The organism is Brevibacillus sp. HB1.4B, assembly GCF_013284285.1.
In the GTDB taxonomy this organism is placed as follows: domain Bacteria; phylum Bacillota; class Bacilli; order Brevibacillales; family Brevibacillaceae; genus Brevibacillus; species Brevibacillus porteri.
On sequence record NZ_JABSUT010000005.1, the window covers coordinates 382,429 to 407,521 of the forward strand.

The window sequence follows — 25,093 nt, forward strand, 5'->3', positions numbered from 1 at the left end:
CCAGCAAAGGCAGCCTTTTTCGTTTGCAAGATTATATGGTTACACCTTAAATTGCTGAATCGATTCATGCAGCTCGTCTGCCATTTTTGACAAGGAAGCAGCAGAAGACGAAATTTCCTCCATAGAGGCTAATTGTTGTTCAGCAGCAGCGGAAATGTTTTGTGTTCCGAAAGCCGTTGTCTCAGCAGTGGAGGCAATAGTTTCAATGGAATGGACAGCTTGCTCTGCTCCGGTCGTCATGTGATGAGTGGCTGTGGTCACTTGCTGAATTTGACGTGCTACTTCTGTCGTTCCAGACAAAATTTCCTGGAAGGCCTTGCTGGCTTCATGTACGACTTCGATTCCAGCCGAAACCTCAGATGTCGTCGTTTCCATCACGTATACGGCTTTGTTCGTATCGACTTGAATCGCGCTAATGAGATCTTTAATCTGCTGAGTAGATTTTGCTGATTGCTCGGCCAAGATACGTACTTCATTGGCAACGACAGCAAATCCACGTCCATGCTCTCCAGCACGGGCCGCTTCGATTGCAGCGTTTAGCGCCAACAGGTTCGTTTGTTCAGCAATCGAGGTGATGACCTCAACAATTTTACTGATTTCCGAAGAGCGGTGACCAAGCATTTTGATTGAATCTGCCAACTCAAGAACAGTCGTGCTGATGGAATTCATTTGAGCGATGGCACCGTCAATCGCTTGATTGCCGCTTGAGACCAGCATGTTCGCTGTATCGACTGTCAGAGAGACTTGTTCGCTACTGGATGCAATTTGTTGCAGACGCGAAGACATGTCGTTGATCGTTTTGACCGTTCCATCGATCGTTTTGGATTGATCCTCTGCTCCGAGGGCGATCTCTTGCATCGTGACGGCAATTTGCTCGGTTGCCTTGCTCGTCTGTTCTGCACTCGCCGTCAGCTCCTCAGAGGTAGAAGCGACATGCAGAGAGCTGATGCGGACATGAGAAATGAGCTGGCGCAGATTCTCTGTCATATGGGTCACGTCATGTACCAATTGCCCAATTTCATCACGGTTTTTTATCACGATGTCTTTCCCTGATAGATCACCACCGGCAATTTCTTTCACGCGCTCAGCAACCAAGGAGATGGGCTTGGAAATGAACCCGGAGGCATACCATGAGACGACGAATCCGACGATCAAGGAGATTCCCAGCACGATCATCAAATCAGACAGCACTTCTTCGGCAGGGGCATTGAAGTCTTCCATGTAGCTGCTGGCGCTTACGATCCATCCCCAGTGAGGGTCTAGTTTGGAGTAGGCGATTTTTGGATAGAGAACATCTGGCTCCGTTGGCTTCAACCACTGATAGTATGTAAAGCCGCCACCTTCCTGACCGCGCTTAATCATTTCTTGGGTAAAAAAGATACCGTCAGAATCTTTTGCATCCCACTGATTCTTCCCCTCAATCGAAGGAGAGGCCAGCATGACACCTTTCTCATCCAGAACGAACATGTATCCACTAGCACCAGTATCGATATTTTTGTTAATTGAGCGGGTTCCATCCGATTGCTTAGGCCCGAGGATGTGAATTTTTACTTGCTCTTGTGCATCTTCTTTGCTGATTTTGCCAGATTCGACTTGTTTCTGGAGAACATCAATCATTTCAATCGTCAAGTTCACGTTGTTTTTTAAGATGCGACTGCCCATATCGTCCAAGCTGTAGCTCGCAGAATAATAGCCCTGAATTCCAATGTTAAGGCAAGGAATCGCCATTAGCAGGAGACATAACAGGATGAGTTTGGTACGAAGAGAGCTTGAACGGGAGAACTTGGCTGTTTTCATAAAGAACACCTCGTTGGTCCATAGTATTTGATCTAGAAAAGAAAACACCAAGATGATTGCCCTAGACTTACGTCCTATATCGACAATATGAAAACGTTTTTATAGAGGAATTTCAAAAAATCCACAAAAAAATTATATAAGTAAATGTTGCTGCATGTATGAGCAGATTCGAAAGCAGTACAGACCAGCAGGAAATGGTATGATAGGAGGATAGAACGCTTACGGATGGAGGCTATCCAATGAAATTTATCGATAATCAAGGGATAACAGATCCACGGATCAATTTGGCCATTGAGGAATACGCCCTGAAGCATTTGACCAACAGTGACGACTACTTGCTGTTTTATATCAATGAACCTTCTATTATTATCGGAAAAAACCAAAATACAATTGAAGAGATCAATGCGACCTATGTAGAGGATAACAACATTCACGTCGTTCGCAGACTGTCTGGCGGTGGTGCTGTTTATCACGATCTGGGCAATCTCAACTTCAGCTTTATTACGAATGATGACGGCGAGTCCTTCCACAATTTCCGCAAATTCACGGCTCCTGTCGTACAAGCCTTGAAAACATTAGGGGTAGAAGCAGAGCTGACTGGACGAAATGACATACAGGTCGGGGAACGGAAAATTTCTGGCAATGCGCAGTATTCAACCAAAGGACGCATGTTCAGCCACGGCACGCTGCTTTTTGATTCGGAGATGGAAAACGTCGTGTCTGCGCTGAAGGTAAATGCAGAGAAGATCCAGTCCAAAGGGATCAAATCCATTCGCAGCCGCGTCGCCAACATTTCGGAGTTTTTGGTGAATAAGATGACCATTGAAGAGTTCCGGCTGGCGATACTTCGTTCGATTTTTGGAGAAGGAGAAATCGAAGAATACAAGCTGACTGACGAGGATTGGGAGAAAATTCACGAGCTTTCCCGTTCCCGTTACCAGACTTGGGAGTGGAACTACGGCAAGTCACCGAAAAGCAATTACCGTCAATCCAAGCGTTTCGATATCGGCACCGTGGAGATTCAGCTTGATATTGAGAAAGGCAAAATGAAAGAAGCGAAAATATACGGGGATTTCTTCGGTGTACGTGATGTAGCAGAGCTGGAAGCAGTGCTGCGAGATACGCCGTATGATCGTTCCTCTATCAGTGAGCGACTGGCAGATATCAATCTTCAGGAGTTTTTCGGGAAGCTGGATCAAGCGTCTTTTGTCGATCTATTACTCGTTTAAAAAGTATGTCAAAAACCTAACTTTTGTTAGGTTTTTTTCATTTCCTCCTCTGATAGCATTAGTTTGCATGATTTTGTCATACAAAAGAAAAAGAGGGGGTATTTACATATGAGCAAAAAGCAGCCAAAGGCCAAAATTATTCTAACGGCTGTTGTTTCCACCGGTTTTTTGCTTTCTTTTGTCGGCAATGCCTATGCAGCCGTTTCTTATCCGATTAAAGAAAGGCAGACAATCGGCATAGCCAGTCCGTCAGTAGCAGAAGACCAAACAGATGAGGAAGTTCGAGAGGCATCAGAGGAAGTAGGAGAAGACGAGAACCAGTCAGGGGAGTCCTTGCTAGAGTCAGAGGAGCATACAGCGACCAACGGCGTCATTGCCTATCGATTGGAGACAGCTCCAGACAAGGCACCTGTTGCAAAGGATTTCCGTTTGACGGCCGCTATAGATGATCGAGAGCCCACTCGAATCAAAATCAAAAACTTTGTCTGGCTAGAGGAAGAACAGCTTGTATTGCTCAGTTTTTCACCGATTCGTGCAGCGAAAAAAGAACAGACGGTTTCCCTACGCTTGCAGTATGACGGCGAAGAAGAGGAATTAGAACCATTCGTAATCGCCGAAAGAGGGACGAAAGCAGAGCGGATCGAGCTGGTAGCAGTCGCAGAGGATGCCCGGCTATCTACCAAAGATCATACGGATAAGTCGCTAACGCTGATCGCCGTTGCATTTGATGAAAATGACCGCATCGTTACTGGACGGGAGCTGTTCTGGAGCTCTAGCAATAGACGAATTGCCTTCGTCAACTTTGAGGGCAAGGTAACAGCCAAGAAAGAAGGCCTGGTAGAAATTACGGCAAAAATGGACGAGGCGGAGGCCGTCTTTGAGATAGCTGTAGATGGAGCCGAATTGCCTGATTTGCCCGCGCTTTCTGTCAGCGAGGCGGTGATAGAAGAGGCAGGAGCAAATGATGGCAGCATCACGGCAAAACAAACGCTTAAGCTGTCTAACGGCAAGTTCCTTGGTGAACTGTCTGCCGATGATATCGAGGTACATAATCTGCCTGACGGTCTGGATATTAAGGTCAAACAAGAGAGCGGCGACGAGCTCACCATTTTGTTTACGGGACAGGCCAGGAAGCATACAGGCGCGGACAATGTAAAAGAGGTCAGCTTCACGATCGACAAGCGACATATCAAGCGCGCACAGGAAGATGTCACGAGTGACAGTTTTTCCATTCGTTTCAAAGACCCCGTCATTGTGATTCCGTCCCCAATCGATCCTCCGCCAATCCCGGCTCTGCTAAAAGCGAAGAGAGCAGTCGAAGAGCTGTTTACGGATGGGAAAAAAGAAGAACTGCGCCCAGGCACGACACAGAAACAGATCGATGATGCGAAGAAGCTGGTCGAGGGGCTGGACAATCGTGTATCGGAAAAGCCGGGTCTGCTCGCCGATATTGAGAAGGCACAGGAGCAGTATGACGACTTGTTGCTAGTCGAAGCAAAAAAAGCCGTTCGTGATCTGTTCACCGATGAAAACCAGACAGGGCTAAAACCAGGAGTGATACAGAGCACGATCGATGCAGCGAAGGAAAAGGTAGAAAAGCTGAAAGACGGCTCGGAGACAAAAGTATTGCTGTTAGCGGATATCCAAAAGGCGCAAACGTTATTGGACAACGGGAAAGATTTGCTGAAAGAAGCAAAGCAAGCAGTAGAGGGGCTATATACAAATAATGATATGGTTGAACTGAGGCCCAAGGTTACTCAGGAAATGATCGACGCGGCCTTTGCCAAGGTCGAGCTTCTGAGTGAGGGCCCAGAAAAAACACACTGGATGTCCTACATAGCAAAAGCACAATTGTTGTTCAACAACCCACGAATAGATCGCTTGCCTGATGCCGAGATCGAGCTGCCGATTGCTCCGACCCAGTCTCGTCAAGTTACGATTTCCGACAAGTGGGAGCCAGCAATGGACAAGAGGGCATTGAGCGAATATCTTGAGGTATCTGTAAAAAATCAGCCCCTCTCGTATCGTTATGACAACCAGTTGGACCGTTTTGTAATCAATGAAAAGGAATACATCACCGTCGAGGTCGACGAGTCAATGCTGGAAATGACCCATGGAGATTATGGAGTGACGATCAAGGCAAAGCCAACGGTAATAGAAGATGACAACTCTTATGCAGTGTTTAAGCTGTATCGGGGTGAAAATTTGTTGGATACAGAGGAGATCAGTGTCGGATTTGACGCTACCCCTCCACAATTGTCTCCAGATGTCACCTGCGAGGGAACAACCTATACCTTGTCGGCGTCAGAACCACTTCGAAATGACCCGAACCCCAATTTGAGAATGTTATTCTCACCTTCCGGGAATTTTGACGACAAGAGAGAGGTAACGGCGTATGCCAAATTCCAGGTGTCAGGAAACACCATTCGCGTAATGTTCCAGGATACGTTCTACACCACGTACGGGTCTCTCATCACGGAACAGAGCAAGGTTTCCTTTGACCCAGGCTTCTTGAGGGATAAGGCCGGAAATCTTATACAAGGTACAGCAACAGCACCTGTAAAACCCAAGCAATGAGTAAGCCAAAGTCCATCGAGGAGGTACGAACATTGCAACTAGAGGAACTGACTGCTAGCACTGCACGGGCGTATAAATCGTTAGTGCACCCCAAACACCTGGAGTGGCTGGACCAGATCAACGGCTCATCTGTTTGGGGATTCGGGGCTTCTAACAACAATCAGCCTGCGGGCATCGTGTTGGGGCGATCCGCTGTAAACGAAGGACAGGCCAAGATCATCGAGCTAGTGGTAGCGGAGGGGCATCAACGGCGGGGAATGGGCATGAAGCTGCTGTGGTACGCTGAGCAAAAAATGAGAGAGCAAGGTAGCAGCGATGGACAGTTCGCTGGGTTCATCAAAGCACAAGATTTTTCATGGCTCTCCAAAATTGCGATCAGGGAAGGTTGGCAGTTGCCAAAGGTAAAAACCTATATGTACACACTCGGCTCGATGCGGTTGGGTGAATGCCATTGGATGGAGAGGCTGGTACTCCCCGAAGGTTATACCCTCTTTCCCTGGAAAGACCTGACACCAGCAGAGAGACTGGACATTGAACAGGGAGAAGGGCAATGGTATACGCCGCTGTTGTCTCCGTTTTTTGAAGAAGGAAAATTCGATCCTGATTACAGTACAGGCTTGCGCTATCAGGGGAAAGTCATTGGCTGGGTGATCGTACAGCGAATGGCTGGTAATATGCTTTTGTACAAAACGATGTTCGTACAGGAGAAGTATCAGCAGCAGGCAAGAGGAATTGCGCTGTTGATGAAAACCATTGCACAGGCTCAGCCAGCCTTTCCCTTTGGCATTTGCTTTATCGAGCATGACAACGAGCCCATGCTGCGGTTTATGGAAAGAAGATTGGGTCCGACGATTTTGCATCGGAAGCTCTGGATTGAAACGACGAAGGTACTAGTCGGACAATATTCGGATCACTTCTGTTAAAATTGTATGCTTGTCACGCAGGGGTAGCGGCGACCGTCGCTATAAAAAAAGGATAGAGATTCAGGGCTTCCTGAATTTCTATCCTTACTTTTTTAGACTACATGGACGGAACTTTTCTTCCGCTCGGTTGTTGCTTTGTGACGGTACGGTATTGTAGTTGCTTTCTTTGGAAGTGGTTGTTCCCGATCAGGGCCAGAATCACGAGCAAGGTGCCACACAATTCGTAACGGCTAATCTCATAACCTTGTAACGCCATCATGGCAAAGGTCGTGATCGGAACCAGGTTGATAAACAAAATGCCGTTGAGCGGAGTGAGTAGCTTGATGCCTGCATTCCAGCTCAAAAGAGCTACAAAACCGGGTAAAAGAACCATGAACGCCATTTCGTACTTGATGGACATCACCGTTTCGACGGTAGGAACCGGAAGCCATTGAAAGAGTGAAGCAGTCGTGACAATCACGAAATTCAATCCTGTTCCTAAGAGACACGTCAACGTGGAGTAGCGAAGTGTAGACCACGTGCTAAAACGCCCGCCGCCGATCGAGTAGACGACCCAACCCACGACACCAATGAAAATGAAGAACAACGGAATCAAATGCTCACTTGCTGTAGTAAAGAAGGTAAGATTGCCATTGGTAATAACAAGGACAGCGCCGACCAAAGCTATCAGAATCGTCGCCAAAGTATAGTACGGTGGCAGCTTTCTAGTAGTAATGGACAAAAGTACAATCGAGATCATCGGCATGAGCACTTCCATAATGGACGCTGCAATCGTGCCGGGCTCTCCCATCAAATCCTGCCCGAGAAATACTCCCATATTGTAGACGGTAAACGCCATTGTTCCAAAAAATAGCAGAGACTTCCCGCGCCCCTCAAGACGAAAAGCAGACAAGCCTTCTTTTGCCCAGAGCAAACCGCACAAAATGATCGTTACGAAAAAATAGCGAAGAAATGAGAAGTAAAATGGATCGATCTCTTGCAGAGCAATGTGCGCAACTGGAAACATCGCCCCCCATGACATACTGGCCACCATGCAGAAAATAGACCCCAAAAGTAGTTGCTTGTTCATTATGCGATTTCTCCCTTTCATTCTGAAGCTGACAAAGTTGACTTACCACATCATACTGGATGGAAATATGTTAGTATAATGATTGATAATAACTTTATGTATCATTTTCAGTGATAGATGAAAGGAGGGGGAGAAACGTGGAGATCAACGATTTGAAAATATTCCAGATGGTCGCCACTTTAGGCAGCGTGAGCAAGACCGCCGCCGAGCTGAGTTATGTTCAGTCGAATGTGACGGCGCGGATCAAGCTGCTGGAAAAAGAGCTGGGGACACCTTTGTTTTATCGCAACAAGCGAGGCATGACCTTAAATACAGAAGGGAAGCGCCTGCTCGAATATTCGCGAGAGATCATCGCCAAATTCGAAGAAATGCAAAAGTACTTTCATCGGGCTTCCGAGCCGTCCGGTGTGCTGGAGGTTGGGATGGTCGAGACGATCAATGCCCTTCCGAGGTTGCTATCCTCGTATTGTAGCCAGTATCCGCATGTGGATATCTCTCTCAAGGCAGGTGTGACAGAGAATTTGCTGCAAAAAGTACTGGATCTCGCGCTGGATGGAGCGTTCGTGAGTGGACCGATTAACCATCCTTTGATCGAGCAAGAGCAAGTGTTTCAAGAGGAGCTGGTGCTGGTAACGAAAAACAGTTCCTTCACTGCCAGTGATATCACAGGGAAAGCTCTTTTGCTCTACAAGAAGGGTTGCGGGTATAGAGAACGGTTAGAGACCTGGATGAAGGTAGAGGGCTTGATTCCGAAAAAAGTGATGGAATTCGGAACGTTTGAGACAATTATCGGGGGCGTAGCAGCGGGGATCGGCATTACCATTTTGCCGAAATCGGCAGTACACCATTTGGTCGAGAGCGGAACGGTTCATATTCATCGCATCCCGGAGCCTTATCATGAGGTGACAACCGTCTTTATTCGCCGAAAAGATTCATTTGTAACGAACACGATGCAAGCGTTTCTGAACGAAATTCGTTTGCAGAAAACGAAAACGTAAGTGCTACAATTTCCTCTTCCATATGTCAGAAAAATATGGTAAATTTTATTTCAGAACAAACGTTCTGTGTTTGGCTGTGCAGAAAAAGGAGGGAGCGGCTCAATTGATGGACAGGTATACCGAAATTGACGAAGTGATCGCTTATATACATCGACATTTAGATGAGCCGTTGCCACTTTCCCGGCTGGCGAATCATGTTGCGTATAGCCAGTATCATTTTGCGCGGATTTTTAAAGAAAGAATCGGTCTCCCGCCGCTTTATTACGTATCGACCATGCGACTCCAAAGGGCTAAGGATTTACTGCTACGCACGAACATGAGTGTTCGCGACATTGGTCTAGAAATTGGCCAGCAGAGTCTGGGGACGTTCTCTACCCGTTTTACGGAGCGTGTCGGGGTATCGCCTAGCGAATTTCGAGAAACGGCCCAGGTAGCGGAAGACCGTCTCCGTTCCTTGCAGCAGTTGACTGAGTGGACTCGGTTACATCCAGCCCCCGAGCGACCGATGACCATTGCAGGGACAATCGAGTCTACAGAGCCTTTTCAAGGCGTCATTTTGATTGGTTTGTTTGCCAAGCCGATCCCAGAAGGTCTTCCTTTATACGGCACATTGCTGCCCTCGCTAGGGAATTTTTGTTTTACCAATGTCAAACCGGGCACGTATTACTTGATGGCGACATCTGTTGCCTGGGGCATGCAGGCAATGGATTTTCTCCTGCCGTACGAGACATTGCGCACACGTTCCAAGAAACCAATCATTGTCACACCAACTACGATCGTCCCTCATCAGCAAGTTACTCTTCATGTGCCTCATCCGGACGACCCTCCCATCTTGATTTCTCTTTCTTTGCTCATGAACAGATTCATTCAGAGGCTCCCTCAATAAGAACAAGTCCCTTGTTTCAAAATGGCGGTCTTACGACTCAGCGGACTGCCTTTTCGTCATGGGCTGGTTAGAATGGAGCTTCTTGGGAAAGCCTACTATCACAATAGTCGAACTTTTTTCCTCGAGCAGGATATTGGGCGAAAAAGCGAAATGATAACTAGGCGCGAATATCTTGCGCAAAAGAAAGGAAAGCAGGGAACGAGCATGTCAAAGCCTTACAAAAAAGTTTTTTGGGCAGCCGGTTTTGGTTGGATGTTCGATGCCATGGATGTTGCACTTTTATCTTTTATTATGGTGGCATTACGACAGGAATGGGGTTTGACAGGGGAAGAGGCCGGGCTCTTAGGGACGGGCAATCTCGTCGGTATGGCGATTGGAGCGATTGTAGGTGGCTATTTGGCTGACCGAATTGGCCGCAAGCCAGTGTTTTTGCTGACCTTGATCTTGTTTGGCTTGGCGAGCTTTGCGAGCGCTTTCGCAACTGGTTTTGCGACCATGCTGCTGTTCCGCTTCCTGATGGGACTCGGTTTGGGTGCCGAGCTGCCGGTAGCCTCGACGCTCGTAAACGAGTTTGCGCCACCGGAGAAGCGAGGAAGTACGGTTGTGCTGTTGGAGAGCTTTTGGGCGGTCGGTTGGATCGCGGCAGCTGTCATATCGTATTTCATCATTCCGGACTATGGCTGGCGTGTGGCTGTCATGATCGGGGCGTTGCCCGTCGTGTATGCCTTGTTTGCCCGGCGAAGCATTCCTGAATCTCCGCAGTTTCAAAAGCAGGCCGAGAACATTCCGATTGCCACGCTGTTGACGTCCCATCGGACAGAGACGATTACGCTGTGGGTCGTCTGGTTTGCGATTGCTTTTTCGTACTATGGCATGTTTTTATGGATGCCATCTATTTTGGTCGACAAAGGTTTTACGATGATCAAAAGCTTCCAGTACGTACTGATCATGACGTTGGCCCAACTGCCAGGCTATTTCGCGGCAGCCTATCTCGTGGAAAAATGGGGACGGAAATGGACGCTGGCTACCTTCTTGTTCATGACCGGAGTCATGGCCTTTGCTTTTGGACAAAGCAGTGGCACGACAGAGCTGTTGGTGACGGGAGCTTTCTTGTCCTTCTTCAATCTGGGGGCCTGGGGTGCTTTGTACGCGTACACGCCGGAAAATTATCCGACACCGCTGCGCGCTACCGGTTCTGGGATGGCATCCGGTGTCGGAAGAATTGGCAGTATTATCGCACCGTATCTCGTCGGTTACTACTCGTCGCATCATTACAGCTACACGTTCATTTTTAGTGTTTTTACCGCGGTGCTGATCGTGGGAACAATCGTCCTGCTCATGTGCGGACGAGAAACGAAAGTCCTTGCTAATTCTGGACCTCGTACTGGCCAAGTATAGCACGCGCCTGCTCTATGACCTCCCGTTTCAGTTCTTGTGGCTCCAACACTTGGATGTGTGAGCCGAAGCTGAGCACTAGCGAGCATGCTGATGCAAGTGTATGAAATTCAACCTCTGCTTCCATCCAGTCGTCTGTTGCGGCTTGGGTGGAGGCTATTTTTATATAACGCTCCTGTTTTACAGCAGGCAACGTCTCTTTTTTGACTAGCAACCGCGCAGGATAACGTGGGAGGCTGGATTTGAAGTCTAAGGTGGATTGTTCCCAATAGGAAGCGAGATCGAAATCGCTTGGGCGGATGAAGCTATCATCTAGTAGCTGCGCATCCAAAAGTCGTGAAATCCGGTACGTCCGCATGTCCTCGTCCACTTTGGCGACCAAATACCAGATGCTGCGCTTGGCGACGAGTCCGAGCGGGCAGACAATGCGCTCTACGGCCACATCCTCGCGCATGTAACGAATGAACAGCTTGCGGGAAAGCCATACGGAATCTTGAATCATCGATAAGAAAGGAAACGTCTCCGTTGATTCATGCCAGCCAGCCCCATCGATATGAAGGAGCTGGCGTACGTGGATGGCATCCTGCTGAACGGTTTTTGGCAGGGCAGACAACAGCTTGAGAAAAGCAGCTTCATAGTTTTCATGTAGTCCGAGATCATTCAACAAGGCAGCAGGGGAGGCTACGAGCAGGGATTGCAGCTCATCTATTTTTATTCCGGTCAAATTACTGCGATACCCTTCTGCCAACGTCCAGCCCCCATCTGCACCGCGCAGCGCATAGACGGGAACGCCTGACGCACTCAAAGCTTCCATATCACGATGAACGGTTCGCTCGGACACCTCCAGCCTTTCTGCTAATTGCTTGGAAGTCATGCGACCGTGGTTTTGCAAGAGCAACAAAATCGTAAGGAGTCGATCTGCCCGCATAAAAAGCCCTCCTAGAAGTAAAAACAACATTACTTTGATTGTATCGTAACGAATATGACAGCAGTTGTCATATTTCCTTCGTTATTCTTGATGTATGAATCGATAAAGGAGGCATTACGAATGAAACCATTACAAGTCAAAGTAGCGGTGGTAGCAGGCGGCACAAGAGGAGCAGGACGGGGGATTGCAGTCAGTCTGGGAGAAGCAGGGGCAACGGTATATGTGACGGGACGCACGGTGCGTGGTCAGCACTCTGATATGGCACGACAGGAGACGATTGAAGAGACAGCAGAGCTCGTGACGGCAAGCGGCGGAATCGGGATCGCTGTGCGCGTCGATCAAACGCAGGAAGAAGAAGTAAAAGCGTTCTTTGAGCGAGTAAAAGCGGAGCAAAATGGACAGCTCGATCTATTGGTCAATGACATCTGGGGTGGAGATCCATTGACTCACTGGGGGACGCCGTTCTGGGAGCAGCCATTGGCAGACGGTCTATTGATGCAAGAGCGCGCCATTCGTACGCATATGATCACCAGTCACTATGCGGTTCCGCTCATGGTGGCACAGAAAAAAGGGTTGATCATCGAAATTACGGACGGAGTCGACTATCGGTACCGCGGCAATCTGTACTACAGCTTGGCAAAAATCTCGACGATTCATCTAGCTGCTTCGATGGCAGAGGACTTGCGCCCACACGGGGTTACCGCGTTGGCTTTAACGCCGGGCTTCCTACGCTCGGAAGCGATGCTCGATCATTTTGGCGTGACAGAAGAGACGTGGAGAGAGGCAGTGAAGCAAGAAAAGCACTTTATCATGTCGGAAACGCCAGCGTACATCGGTCGAGCAGTAGTTGCGCTGGCTACAGACCCGGCTGTTGCAGAAAAAACGGGGAAAGCGGTCAGTACATGGGGCTTATCGGACGAGTATCCTTTTACGGATAAAGACGGTAGCCGCCCGCATTGGGGAAATTACGCCGAGGAACAAGGGCTTTACCGCTAGTTGCAAGGAACATACAAAACGGCTCCCCGGATTCGTTTGAAGGAGCCGTTTTTTCTCTTTATACGCCTTTGGAATAGAGCCATTCTAAACAACCTTGGCTACGCCAACGGCTGCGTATTCTTCTTTTTCACAAACCAGCTTTTCACGTTGCCATTCAAAATCAGATGGGTGACCACTCCCGCAATCAAGCCCCAGAAAGCAGCGCCGATCCCGCCAATGGAAATACCGGAAATCGTGACGAGAAACGTAACCAAGGCGCATTCCCGTTCCTTTGCTTCGCTCATCGCCTGTGCGAGGCTGGAACTGAGCGAGGCAAACAGAGCCAAGCCCGCAATGACGGCAATCAATTCTTTGGGCAAGGCAGCGAATACCGAAGCCATCGTAGCGCCAAACATCCCGAAGATTAAGTAGAAGCCCCCACAGGCAATCCCGGCAATGTAGCGCTTAGTATGATCCTGATGAGCTTCTTTTCCCGTGCAAATCGCAGCTGTAATCGCCGCCAGATTGATTCCCGGTGAACCAAAAGGAGCGAGCAATAGCGAAGCGATGCCAGTAGTCGTTACGAGAGGTCCAGCAGGTGTATCGTACCCGTCTGCTTTTAAGACGCTAATTCCCGGAGCGTTCTGCGAGGCAAGTGCGACGATGCACAATGGAATCCCCAAGCCGATGATCGCATCGAGAGAAAACGTCGGCATCGTAAAGATGGGCTGGACGAGGGACATCTGGACATTGTCCATTTGCAAACGCCCCAAAAGAAAGGCGACAACCAAGCCAACCAAAAGCGTAAGCACGACAGCATACCGTGGAGACCAGCGTTTGGCGAACAGGTAGCAAAAGATCATCGGAAGAGCCAATGCAGGCAGGTGCTGCATGGAAACAAAGACGTCTACGCCAAAAGACAGGAGAATCCCCGCAAGCATGGCGGTCGTAATCGACTGCGGCACGTATTTCATCAAGACGGAAAACAAACCGGAAACACCGACGAGCGTAATGACCACGGCCGAAAAAATATACGCGCCAATCGCGTCGGGAAAGGAGTATACCGTCAAGCTGGTGACTAACAGAACTGCCCCCGGCGTCGACCATGCTGTAATGATCGGGGTGCGAAACCAGATGCTGAGCACAATGCACGTCAAGCCGCTCCCAATCGAGATGGCCCAAATCCAAGAGGCGAGGACAGCATCGCTGAGTCCTGCACCTTTGGCAGCTTGAAAGACGATCAGCAATGGTCCTGCATAGGAGACCATCGTGGCGATGAGTCCAACAATAACGGCAGATAGAGAGAAGTCAGCAGGGATTTTTTTTAGGTTCGAAAAAGGTTTTTCAGGTACCACGACGTGAATGCCTCCTAGATGCGCCAATGCAGACGTTATGCTTTTTCGTTCAAAATGTAGCGAATCGTCCGTTTGGTGATGTTTAATTTTTTGCTTAAAAGCTGTCTGTTTCCATTCGTTTCGGTCAAGCCTTTTTCGATAATCGTTCGCCCGATCTCGCCTTCGAGCTGTTTAATCCGCTTGATCAAATAATCGAAGTCGATCCCGTCTACAGAGGTGACAAGGCGGCTAATTGTATCGACAAAGCGCTCGCATTCGTGATCGATAACTTGTTCTATCCGTTTGGGGACAGTGGGCGGATGCACCTGTACCGTGCGGCTCCGCAAATTCGCTGGCAAATGCTCGGCACGCAGTCGTTCGCATTCGTGCAACGCGATGGTTTGATTCAGTACGTTGATCAGTTGGCGGACATTGCCCGGCCAATCATAGCGCTGCAAGAGCTCGATGGCATCCTGATCGATTTCACACGGGCCTCCACTGCGCTTTTGCAAGTAGTAGTGCGCGATTGTCGGGATATCCTGAATCCGTTCTCGGAGAGGAGGAATCGACAGCTTGATCCCTTCCAGACGATACAACAGGTCACTGCGGAAACGATTCATCCCGACTTCATGTTCCAGATCGCGGTTGGTAGCAGAAATAAAGCGAATATTGCTCTGACCGATCTGCTCGCCACCGACGCGCATGAACTCTCCCGTCTCTAGCGTACGCAAGAGCTTCACTTGGATGGAAGGAGGAGCCTCCCCGATCTCGTCAAGAAACAGCGTTCCGTTATGTGCCAGCTCGAACAAGCCTTTGCGGGATTTGAGCGCTCCAGTAAAAGCGCCCTTCTCATAGCCGAACAGTTCACTTTCCAGCAAGGATTCCGGCACTGCCCCGCAGTTAAAAGCGACAAAAGGCTGCTGGGCGCGATTGCTTGCTCCGTGGAGAAAACGGGCCATCAGCTCCTTGCCGGTACCCGTTTCGCCTTCAATAAGCACATGGATCGCCTTTTTTGCTAATTTTTTGGCAATTGCGATTACATTGGCCATCGGACTGTCAGATGAATACACGATACCATATTGGGCGGCTTCTTGGGATAGGTGATCGCTGTGTTTGCTGGAAGAAGAGAGGACCGCGTCGATGACCTGCTCCAGACTGTCCAGATCGTCGAACGGCTTCTCCAAGTAATCGCGCGCGCCCCATTGCATCGCTGTCACAGCCGATTTAATCGTACTGAAGCCCGTCATGATCAAGACTTCGCAGGCGGGAAATACTGCCTTGATCTGTTTGAGCAGCGTCAATCCGTCTGCATCGGGCAGCTTCAGGTCCACGAGTGCAGCGTGAAAGCCGGTAGAATCCGAATGAAGCAGTCGTTCCACATCCTTTCCAGAATTGGCGACGACGATATCGCAGTCTTTTTTCTTGAGGAAATAGGTGAAAAAGGTAGTCACCTCTGTTTCATCATCCACGATCAAAATCCGTTTTTTCTCCATCGTTGTCCTCCTCGTCAGCTAACAGTGGCAAAAGCATCGTGAACTTGCTGTACTCTCCCTCCACGCTTTCAGCAAACAGCTTCCCGCCGTGCGCTTCTGCAATTCCAAGACTGACGGAAAGCCCGAGACCAGTCCCTTTTGTCCGTTCCTTCGTCGAGAAGAAAGGCTGAAAAATCTGCGAAAGCTGTTCTGCACAAATGCCTGTGCCGTTATCGTAGACGGATAAGCCTACGTAAGAGCCGTCCTCCTCTTGTACGAGGAAGGAACGGATGACAATGTGTGGAGAATTCCTGCCTGCCACAGCGTCCCGTGCATTTAACAGGAGATTGATCACAATTTGCTCGATCTGATGACGACTTCCATGAAACAGCAGAGGAGGCTCAGACATTTCCCGGGTTATGGTCAAGCCGGAAACAGACAGCTGGTAGCCAATCAGTCCTAGAACGTCCTCTACGACCACGTCAATAGAGGTAGTAGAAAACAAGTACTCTTCCTGCCGCGAGAAGGTGAGCAGGTTTTGAATGATCTTTTTGCAGCGTACCCCGCATTGATAGATGTCTTTCATCAAGGGAGCCTCTGGTGCATCTGTCATCTCGCGCATGAGCAATTGAGAGTTTCCGAGGATGGCCGTGAGCGGACTGTTCAGCTCATGGGCAATGCCGGCAGCCATCTCTCCAATCGCAGCCATTTTTGCAGATTGAATCAGTTGGGCTTCGATTTTGATCTTTTCATTCACGTCTTGAAAAAGTAGGCTGTTTTCTACGACGACACCGACATGGCTGGCGACGAGCTGAATCAATTCGGCTTCGTCCCGATCGACTAGCTGCTTTGTTTGGCGTAAGAGAGTCAGAAAACCAAAAGTCTGATTCAACTGACTGCGCAATGGAACCGAGGTGGCGTGATGCTCAGGCAGTACTTCGGCAAGGGTAAGATGAACCTGCCCGGTGAGCACAGGGGCTTTCACTGGAACGGTTTGTGTCATCGTATGGCATTGCCAATCCCCGTCATTCCACTTGGCGAGATAGGAGGAGAGCGTGCCTCCCTTCACGATGGTTAGGGCGAAATGCTCGAACACGAGAATTTGCGAGAGCTGTGCGGCGATATAACTGGTTGTTTGTTGCCAGGTGGCGTTGATCTGAATTTGTGTCAGCTGGTTAATAACGGCGAGCTGCTTGTTTTTCTTTTTCATCTCCTCGATAAGATAGACGAGTTCACTGTAATAGCTTTTTCGCGAGGATTGAATCCCGGTCAATTTTTCCAAAATCTCTTGTTTGGTATGCATGACGAACCTCCTACAAGGCTTGGCGAAACAACGTCGCGACATCGTGGACGGTCATGTCGCGGGGATTGGTCGTCATACACACGTCCAGTACGGCGAGAGAGCTGAGCAGGTCGATTTGCTCTGGATGCAGGCCGATAGCCGACAACGATTGGGGCACTTCCAGATCGCTTACCAGCTCCTTAACCGCTTTGAGTGTGAGACGAGAGGCAGCATGTGTGCTCAAGCCCGCCGTGTTTTCACCGAGGCATTCTGCGATGTGTCTGTATTTTTCCGGTGCTGCGATGTAGTTGTACTCAAGCACGTGTGGGAGCAGGATGGCATTCATCTCGCCATGCGGAGCGTCGAGGAATCCCCCGAGCTGATGGGACATGGCATGCACAGCACCAAGGATGGCGTTGGAAAAAGCGATTCCGGCTTGAAGACTCGCCATGGCCATCGCTTGCTTGGCCTCTGTATTGTATTGACTGGCGACAGATGGGCGCAAATGCTTGGAGATGAGACGCATGGCTTGTAGCGAATGCACTTCGGTAAGCGGCGTTGCGGCGAGCGAAATATACGATTCAATGGCATGTGTCAGCACATCCATGCCTGTATTGGCTGTGAGCAGCTTGTCCTTGGTCATCAAGGTTTGCGGATCGATGATGGCGATATCGGGTATGAGCGATTTGGAGATGATCGCCATTTTCACCTTGCGGGCGCTATCTACAATAATGGAAAATTGCGAAACCTCCGATCCGGAGCCAGCAGTAGTCGGTACCATCACCATGGGAGGAAGGGGATGCTGGATATTGTCGACGCCTTCGTATTGGACGATGCTGCCCTCGTTGGTAGCCAACAGCGCGATTGCCTTGGCTGCATCGATGGCACTGCCTCCACCGACACCGAGAATGGCATTGCATTCCTTGGCTCGATATTCGGCAATCCCGGCATGAATCTCGTAGTCTTTCGGATTAGCTGTCACGTTGGTCCATAGATGGTAGTCGAGCTTTTGCTGCTGCAAATAAGAGATGATCCGCTCGACCCAGCCTGCGTTTGCGACACCAGGATCACTGACAAGAAAGACACGAGAAGCTCCCAATCGGCGCAAGCTTTCCCCTACCTGGCCGAGGGACTGGTTCCCGAAAATGATTTCCGGCGTCATGAACTTGGATATTTGCATGCGTTCTCCCCCTTTTTCCACTACGTAGTAATACCGCAGGCAAGGATGAATACCCTTTTTCGGCCAAAAGGTTGGCAGGCGGGCCGTTTTTTCGGCTCATGTGCCGTCATATCGGCTGCTTAGAAGAAAGGAAACGGCTAGATCATTGAATGATTAAGCGTTTTCATGTTGGCATACGGCTTGCAATTAGTAGGAGGCGGGAAGAACACCTGCCCTTTACGCACATGCCTGAAGGGGAAAAAAGAGGAGGAAGGTTAAGATGAAAGCAGCAGTAGTCAACGAGTTCCATCAAAAGCTGGAAGTAAAGGAAGTTGCTATTCCAGAAGTCGGACACGGTGAGGTTCTGGTAAAAGTCAAAACGTGTGGTGTCTGCCATACGGACCTGCATGCGGCACACGGGGATTGGCCTGTGAAGCCAAAGCTGCCTTTGATTCCTGGGCATGAGGGCGTAGGTGTTGTCGAAAAGCTGGGGGAAGGCGTTACCTCATTGAAAATTGGTGATCGTGTAGGAATTCCGTGGTTATTCTCCGCTTGCGGCGAATGCGACTACTGCCTGACAGGGTGGGAGACACTGTGCATGCAACAGTTAAACGGGGGCTATTCCGCTGACGGTGCCTATGCTGAATATTGCGTAGCACCTGCTGCTTACGTGGCACGCATTCCTGACGAGCTGGGGGATGTGGAAGCAGCGCCGATCCTGTGCGCAGGGGTAACCACGTATAAAGCATTGAAGGTAGCAAACGTGAAGCCAGGTGAATGGGTGGCGATCTACGGCATCGGCGGTTTGGGGCATGTGGCTCTCCAATATGCCAAGGCGATGGGCTACAACGTCGTAGCGGTCGATATTCACAAGGAAAAGCTGGACTTGGCAAAAGAACTAGGGGCTGATGTGACAGTAAACGGCAGTGAGGTTGATCCGGTCCAAGCCATTCAAGAGCAGGTGGGCGGTGTCCACGGGGCGATCAGCGTGGCAGTCACCAAGAAGGCGTTTGAACAAGCGTACAAATCTGTTCGACGCGGTGGGTCTCTCGTCGTTGTTGGCTTACCGAATGCAGAGTTGCCCATCCCGATTTTTGATACGGTGTTGAATGGGGTGACAGTGAAAGGCTCCATCGTGGGGACGCGTAAGGATATGCAAGAAGCACTTGATTTTGCAGCACGTGGCAAGGTTCGTGCGATCATCGAGACGCAGCCGCTAGATCGGATCAACGATGTATTGGAGCGTTTGGAAAAAGGTCAAATCAATGGTCGGGTTGTTTTGACGATGGAGTAGTTGCAGGATACGTGAAGCTGTTGTCGGGCTATGCTGTTCTTGAGCATGGTCTGGACGACAGCTTTTTATTTGTATGAAGTATAGACAACAATGGGTATTCACTAAAGAAGCAAAAAAATTAATTAATAAATGAATAAGTGAAGTGAAGCAATGTAGTACGGCTATCTCATAAGGCTTATTATGGCCAAGGGATAGCCTTTCATTTTTTCTTAGTACCCTGCAATAATTTGTAAAAAACCAGAAAAAAGACCTATGTAAAAACAAAGATATATAACCTAAAATTTATGTGTTATGTAAAAAACAGGGATAATGGAGGCGTTTTTTTGAAGAAGTACCTAAGAATATTTTTAGCTTTCGTTCTATTATTAACAGTTTCAGTCCCAACAAGCTATCTTCCAAACGCGGTGCAAAGAGTGTCTGCGTCCAGTTTACAAGAGGTGAATCTCCCAAGTTCTGAAGAAGAGAAGGTTGATCAAAAAGTAAAATCATTATTCGCATCTCATGAAAAAGTGGAATTACGAGTCGGGGAATCGACAAACGTTCGTATCTTTAGTGACTCCTATGGCAACAGTGGTGATGTTACTCAAGAGGTCTCTTGGAACCCCAAAAAGAAAGATATTGTATCTATTAAAAACGGAAAGTTTACTGCAACAGCTATTGGTTCAACTTTGGTAACTGTTCAGTATGGAGAACAAGAATTAAAAATTCCAGTTCAAGTATCACCTAACGCAGAGAATATAGAGATTAAGGCAAGTGAAAATGAAGGAAGCGCCATTTTAAGTTGGGGAGATATGGATGCTTCTAGTTATACAGTGAAGCGAGGAGAAAATAACAGAAAGTACGAAGTTCTTGCGGCTGATCTGAAGAAGAACACTTTTTCTGATGATACAGTTAAACCTGGTACAACCTATTACTATAGGGTTGAAGCACACTTATCTAATGGAAATGCCGTTGTTTCAAAGCCAGTAAAAATCAAAATGAAAAAAGGACAGAATGACTTTACATTAGAAACTGATTCTACTAGCCTTGACCTTCAAGTCGGTGAATCCAAATCAGTAGAAATAATTGCGAAGTTTACAGATGGTACTACTAGAGATGTAAGCACCAAGATAAAATGGAAAGTCGAAGATGAGAGTATTGTTTCGATAACCAACGAAAAGATAGAAGCAATGAATGCAGGGAAAACGAGGATCATCGGCTTTTACAATCAAAAAGAAATCCAACTGGAAGTATCGGTTGGTACCGATGAATCTATTCACCTTAGTGCGCAACAAGAAAACGAAGAAATCCAGTTGACTTGGAGTGAATGGTCAGAAAACTCAAAGTATATCGTGCAACGTCGAGTTGGTAATGAAGACTTCGAACAAATAACGGATGAATTGTGGGCAACAAATTATAAGGATACCTTATTACAAAAGGGAACCACTTACGAGTATAGAATTATTGGGGTTGGCACCGACGGATCACCAACTTTATCAAATGTAACTGCTGTACAGATACACCAGGATGAACCTACATTAATTCCTTCTCTTCATAGCGTAGCTTTAGATGTAGGTGGTGAAAAACAAGTAACCGTTGAGCTTCAAAATCCAGATGGCACAATGAAAGACGTTACAAACGAGGCTCTTTGGAAGGTAAAAGACGAAGCGATAATTAGTGTTAGTAATGGCAAGATAACTGCACATGCTGAAGGAACAACACTGATCAGTGTTTATTATGAAGATAAGATGGTAGATATTGAAATTGATGTAACTGATCCTCAAGAACGTATTGATCTTGATGTAACTCCAACAATGACCGGGAATGTTCTTCGTTGGAATACGGAAGACAAAATTACGAGTTATAGCGTAAAAATGCGCAGTAGTAATTCTCAAAGTTATGAAGAGTTAATTTCAAAACTAACGGAAACCTCCTACGTAGATCATTCCGTTGATCAAAATTCTGATGAATCTAGATACTATGTAGTAACGGCTATGACTGAAACCGGTGAAATGCTTATCTCGAATGAGGTAGAAATTACCTCACAAAAGAATGCATTGAATTCCGTTCTTCCAGAGGAGATCAAACCATTAATTACACCTGGTCCTATCGAAGATACAATCGGAGCTTCAGGGTATAACTGGTATTCTATTACATTACAAGAGAATCATACGTTAAGCGTATTTACACCTGATCTTCAGGGGAGTGGGACCTCTAAAGACATTTACAGTGATCTAACTCAACCATCATTAGCTTACACTACACAGAATACCTTAACATATACACCCAAAACCCCCGGCACTTACTATATTAAAATAAAGGGAAACAGTGGACAAAAAATTACTATCTCTGCTGGTGACGGATCTAGCTTTGAGCAAGCATATGCAATCGTTTTTGATAAAGACGACAAAAAGAGTATTGGGAAAATCTCAGGTCATGGAAACGACAGTTTATACTTTACTGCGGAGTTGACAGAGGGATATAACTACCACATTTGGGGAGACCCATCAGCTAAAGGCTGGGTCTTGTACGATAGCGCACAAAGAGAGGTTTTATCTGGTACTACTTCACGTACTGATATCAAGGTTGATACAAGTGGAACATACTACATTAAATTGTTAACCGGTGAGAATGCTGGGGAGCACCAATACTATATTCTCAAATCTATCCCTCTATCCGTATCTTCGCCTCAAAGCTATACCATTGGGCCTGAAAAGAAAATATGGTATCAAGTGAAAGCAAAAGCGAATCATACCTTAAGGGTTTATACACCAGGTTTGAGTGGTTTTGGTACCGGTAAGTACTTATACGATGATCCGAACAAAGCTGCTCTAAAAACGGTTTCATTAGACACTCTTACTTTTATCCCTGCGGAAACAAGTACCTATTTTGTAGTAGTTTCGGGGAGTAGCGGAAAGACATTTTCTATCACAGCTGGTGATGGATCAGATCTCAACCAAGCATATTCAGTTTCTTTGGATGGGATAAAAGGTACGATTGCTGCTTTTTCCACTCCGAGTAATGATAGTATCTTCTTTCGGACGGAATTAAAAGCAGGATCCAATTATCATCTTTGGGGGAAAGGTTCCTCTCCGATTGAAGGCTGGGTCTTGTATGATAGTGCAAAAAAAGAAATCCTATCCGATACTACTTCACGTATGGATGTAAGGATCGAGACAAGTGGAACCTACTATATCAAGATGCTAACTGGAGGAAGCGGTGGAGAAAATAAGTATGAATGGCTAGTATCCACACCCGTATCGTTACCAGGCCCTCAGACAGATACTTTTGGCTCATCTAAAGACATTTGGTACATTGTAAAGGCACAAGCAAATCAAACTATCAAAATAGTGCAAAAAGGACTCAGTTGGACAGGATCAATAACTCTTTTAGATGACCCAAATGGTTCGAAAATTATATCTTCTTCGGGTGATACTCTTACTTATACTCCCTTGAGTTCAGGGATATATTTTATTCGGATAACCGATCAAAATAAAGCTTCTGGTGATGTGGTTACGATCAATATAGAAGGGGTAGAACCATGGCAGCCCCCCTCAACATTGCCATATCCTAACCCAGACCCTGAAAATATTGAAATCTTGAAAGAAAATGAGCCTATAGATGTAACAGCAAACTCTGGTAAGAGCTTGTATTACAAATTTACTCCTTCAGTTTCTGGAAACTATCGATTTTTTACCAGCCCATATAAGAATGAAGGACCCGAAAACGATACGTACCTTCAATTATATTCTGATGATACATTCACAACATTATTGGCAGAAAACGATAATGTTCCGGATGGTCCATATGGAAAGCTCTTCTCAAAGCTTGAATATAATGTGAGCGCAGGCACTAGTTACTATTTGAAACTAAGCTCTCATAATGACAGCTTGAATACGCGCATTACGGTTGAATCTGTGGACGCTGATAGCACAAGAGAAGGAGCCATTCCAGCTAACTGGAATGAAATATACACAGATCGATTATCCTCGGCGTATGATATTGATTACTTTAAACTAACTGTTGATGAATTAGCATACTTAAACCTATATGTGGATAATAATGTGTTAATTCTAGAAGACGAAAATGGCAGCCCACTAAAAACCTTCTCTCCTAATATTGAAGAGAAATTGTTTCTTCCCCAAAAAACGGGTACTTATTATGCGAAAGTGATCTGGAATAAAAAACAAACAAACCAACATAACCAATTGCTTTCAGAACCTGAACCATGGGGTGACGGTAGGTATAATGCTGGATTTCATGGCTTAAAAATAGCTTCGCAAAACAAAACACTAGACACCACAGCAGGAAATGAAAAGTATGTTACGTTACAATGGACATTTAATAAGAGCCATCCTACTGTTGTCATTCAGGTTCAACATAAGGGCCAAGTGGTGTACGAAGAAACACGAAATAATGTACAAGCAAAAACAAATCAATTTATCTGGCATGGCCGATATAATCAGCTTGAGCCTGGGAAACGCGCAGAAAATGGCGTGTATTTTGTAAAGCTGTGGGCGACAGATGCACCCCAATATGAAATTACCGGAACAATTAGTGTATTGAATACCATTGAAAAAGAAGAAATGACTGCCCAAGAGACAATAAACTATTATAATGCTACAGTTTCACCAGCTAAGATTAAGAAGATGCAAGAACACCTAACCAAGATGTTGTTTTACGATGGGCCTAACGATGGGGAATACAATGAAGAGTTCCTTATGTCTGTGATTGCTTTTGAGATGATAATGAACCGGAGTGCTCATGGGGATATAGCTATGAGTTTTGGCGGAGAACCTCTGGAGGAAAAAGGGGAAGTTACGGATCGCTTATTAATTTATGGTGGGAAAGGCGCATCATTAGGTTACGATAAGTATGGAAAATTTGCAGGACAATTGTTTGCTGGAGATATTTTTATTTATAAAACCGCTGGTTCTCTTGTTCCAGCATTTAGAGTATATAAAGCAGGAAACAAAATTATAAAACAAGCTATAAAAACTGTGGATGAGCTATTTGAATGCAATTGCTTTCCTGCTGGCACACAGATTTTAACAGATGAAGGCCAGAAAAATATCGAAGACATAGAGGTCGGAGATAAGGTTCTCTCAAAAGATGAAGCAACTGGTGAGATTGCATACAAAGAAGTTTTAAATCTTTTCAGTAAACAAATTGATACGATATACAAACTTACTGTAGATGGTCAACTTATCGAAACAACGTTTAATCATCCATTTTGGGTAGAAGGTAAGGAATGGGTTCTTGCAAAAGATTTAGAAGAAGGAGACAATCTTCAAACGAACAGCGGAGAACTGCTGACCATACAAGATATCGAAATTGTTAGTGTAAATGAAAAGGTCACAGTCTATAATTTTGAAGTAGCGGACTTTCATACCTATTTTGTAACAGATTTAGGCATTTGGGTTCATAACATTGGAGATTGTTATGAAGGTTTTAGAAACTTTGAATTCCACTATGCTGTTCATGTTGAAGGTGATACTAGTCAAAGACGAGGAGCACAACGAGAATATGGTGATAATTTTACAAAAGATGATTACTATAATTTAGCTTTAGAATTGGCTACATCACCAATTGATGGAGTAGACATTTTGCAAAGATATCAAGGTGATACTAGAGTGATCTATAGAAGGTCAACTAATGATATTGTGTTTGTTCATGCGGATGAGACAATTGGTACTCTTTACAAACCTAAATTTGGTAATTCAAACCCTAATGCTGGGTATGTTTATTTTGAAAGAATAACAACAGAAAACCCTAGCTAAGATAAGGAGGAAGAAT

The 25,093-nt window shown here is 46.8% G+C and carries 16 protein-coding genes; 9 read left to right on the plus strand and 7 right to left on the minus strand.

Features of this window, described 5'->3' with window-relative positions:
* Window positions 1–39 precede the first annotated feature (39 nt).
* The gene (locus HP398_RS15235) at window positions 40–1,797 is read right to left on the minus strand and encodes a methyl-accepting chemotaxis protein (protein WP_173623006.1); all 1,758 of its coding nucleotides are present in this window, start codon (window positions 1,795–1,797) and stop codon (window positions 40–42) included.
* Between the two features lie 239 nt (window positions 1,798–2,036).
* On the opposite strand from HP398_RS15235, the gene lplA reads away from it, so the two are divergent.
* From lplA to HP398_RS15250, 3 genes are all read left to right on the plus strand, one after another.
* The gene (lplA, locus tag HP398_RS15240) at window positions 2,037–3,026 is read left to right on the plus strand and encodes a lipoate--protein ligase (RefSeq protein WP_069848504.1); all 990 of its coding nucleotides are present in this window, start codon (window positions 2,037–2,039) and stop codon (window positions 3,024–3,026) included.
* 108 nt (window positions 3,027–3,134) lie between these two features.
* Complete coding sequence (locus HP398_RS15245; RefSeq protein WP_173623007.1) at window positions 3,135–5,603, plus strand: toxin Cry1Ac domain D-VI-related protein; 2,469 nt, start codon at window positions 3,135–3,137, stop codon at window positions 5,601–5,603.
* Window positions 5,600–6,526 (plus strand): GNAT family N-acetyltransferase, encoded by a 927-nt coding sequence (locus HP398_RS15250; protein ID WP_254476124.1) that lies wholly within the window; start codon window positions 5,600–5,602, stop codon window positions 6,524–6,526. Before HP398_RS15245 ends, HP398_RS15250 begins: the two co-directional genes overlap by 4 nt.
* A gap of 97 nt (window positions 6,527–6,623) precedes the next feature.
* Here the strand turns inward: HP398_RS15250 and HP398_RS15255 are convergent, their stop codons facing one another.
* Window positions 6,624–7,595, minus strand: a complete 972-nt coding sequence (locus tag HP398_RS15255; RefSeq protein ID WP_173623008.1) for a DMT family transporter — start codon at window positions 7,593–7,595, stop codon at window positions 6,624–6,626.
* Window positions 7,596–7,732: 137 nt separating this feature from the next.
* On the opposite strand from HP398_RS15255, the gene HP398_RS15260 reads away from it, so the two are divergent.
* The 3 genes from HP398_RS15260 (at window position 7,733) to HP398_RS15270 (ending at window position 10,877) form a co-directional block, all read left to right on the plus strand.
* Complete coding sequence (locus tag HP398_RS15260) at window positions 7,733–8,593, plus strand: LysR family transcriptional regulator (RefSeq protein ID WP_017251241.1); 861 nt, start codon at window positions 7,733–7,735, stop codon at window positions 8,591–8,593.
* Window positions 8,594–8,699: 106 nt separating this feature from the next.
* Entirely contained in the window at window positions 8,700–9,479 is a 780-nt protein-coding gene (locus HP398_RS15265; protein ID WP_017251240.1) for a helix-turn-helix domain-containing protein, read from the plus strand.
* A 204-nt stretch (window positions 9,480–9,683) separates the two neighbouring features.
* Window positions 9,684–10,877, plus strand: a complete 1,194-nt coding sequence (locus tag HP398_RS15270; protein ID WP_173623009.1) for an MFS transporter — start codon at window positions 9,684–9,686, stop codon at window positions 10,875–10,877.
* Here HP398_RS15270 and HP398_RS15275 read toward each other — a convergent pair.
* Window positions 10,846–11,802: a helix-turn-helix transcriptional regulator gene (locus HP398_RS15275; RefSeq protein ID WP_173623010.1), complete on the minus strand. Its 957-nt coding sequence runs from the start codon at window positions 11,800–11,802 to the stop codon at window positions 10,846–10,848. The two genes, HP398_RS15270 and HP398_RS15275, sit on opposite strands and share 32 nt — an antisense overlap.
* Before the next feature lie 120 nt (window positions 11,803–11,922).
* On the opposite strand from HP398_RS15275, the gene HP398_RS15280 reads away from it, so the two are divergent.
* Window positions 11,923–12,798: an SDR family oxidoreductase gene (locus tag HP398_RS15280; protein WP_173623011.1), complete on the plus strand. Its 876-nt coding sequence runs from the start codon at window positions 11,923–11,925 to the stop codon at window positions 12,796–12,798.
* Window positions 12,799–12,896: 98 nt separating this feature from the next.
* Here HP398_RS15280 and HP398_RS15285 read toward each other — a convergent pair whose 3' ends face one another.
* From HP398_RS15285 to HP398_RS15300, 4 genes are read right to left on the minus strand one after another with little or no spacing between them, the layout of a single operon-like run.
* Complete coding sequence (locus HP398_RS15285; RefSeq protein WP_173623012.1) at window positions 12,897–14,132, minus strand: benzoate/H(+) symporter BenE family transporter; 1,236 nt, start codon at window positions 14,130–14,132, stop codon at window positions 12,897–12,899.
* A gap of 35 nt (window positions 14,133–14,167) precedes the next feature.
* Entirely contained in the window at window positions 14,168–15,604 is a 1,437-nt protein-coding gene (locus tag HP398_RS15290; protein ID WP_173623013.1) for a sigma-54-dependent transcriptional regulator, read from the minus strand.
* Window positions 15,573–16,886, minus strand: coding sequence for a sensor histidine kinase (locus tag HP398_RS15295; RefSeq protein ID WP_173623014.1), 1,314 nt, complete (start codon window positions 16,884–16,886; stop codon window positions 15,573–15,575). Before HP398_RS15295 ends, HP398_RS15290 begins: the two co-directional genes overlap by 32 nt.
* A 10-nt stretch (window positions 16,887–16,896) precedes the next feature.
* A complete protein-coding gene (locus HP398_RS15300; RefSeq protein ID WP_173623015.1) occupies window positions 16,897–18,045 on the minus strand; it encodes an iron-containing alcohol dehydrogenase in 1,149 nt (382 codons plus the stop codon).
* Window positions 18,046–18,304: 259 nt separating this feature from the next.
* On the opposite strand from HP398_RS15300, the gene adhP reads away from it, so the two are divergent.
* Window positions 18,305–19,318 carry an alcohol dehydrogenase AdhP gene (adhP, locus tag HP398_RS15305; RefSeq protein WP_173623016.1) on the plus strand — a complete coding sequence of 338 codons (1,014 nt, stop codon included), beginning with the start codon at window positions 18,305–18,307 and terminating at the stop codon, window positions 19,316–19,318.
* A gap of 323 nt (window positions 19,319–19,641) precedes the next feature.
* Complete coding sequence (locus HP398_RS15310; protein ID WP_254476126.1) at window positions 19,642–25,077, plus strand: polymorphic toxin-type HINT domain-containing protein; 5,436 nt, start codon at window positions 19,642–19,644, stop codon at window positions 25,075–25,077.
* Window positions 25,078–25,093: the final 16 nt, after the last annotated feature.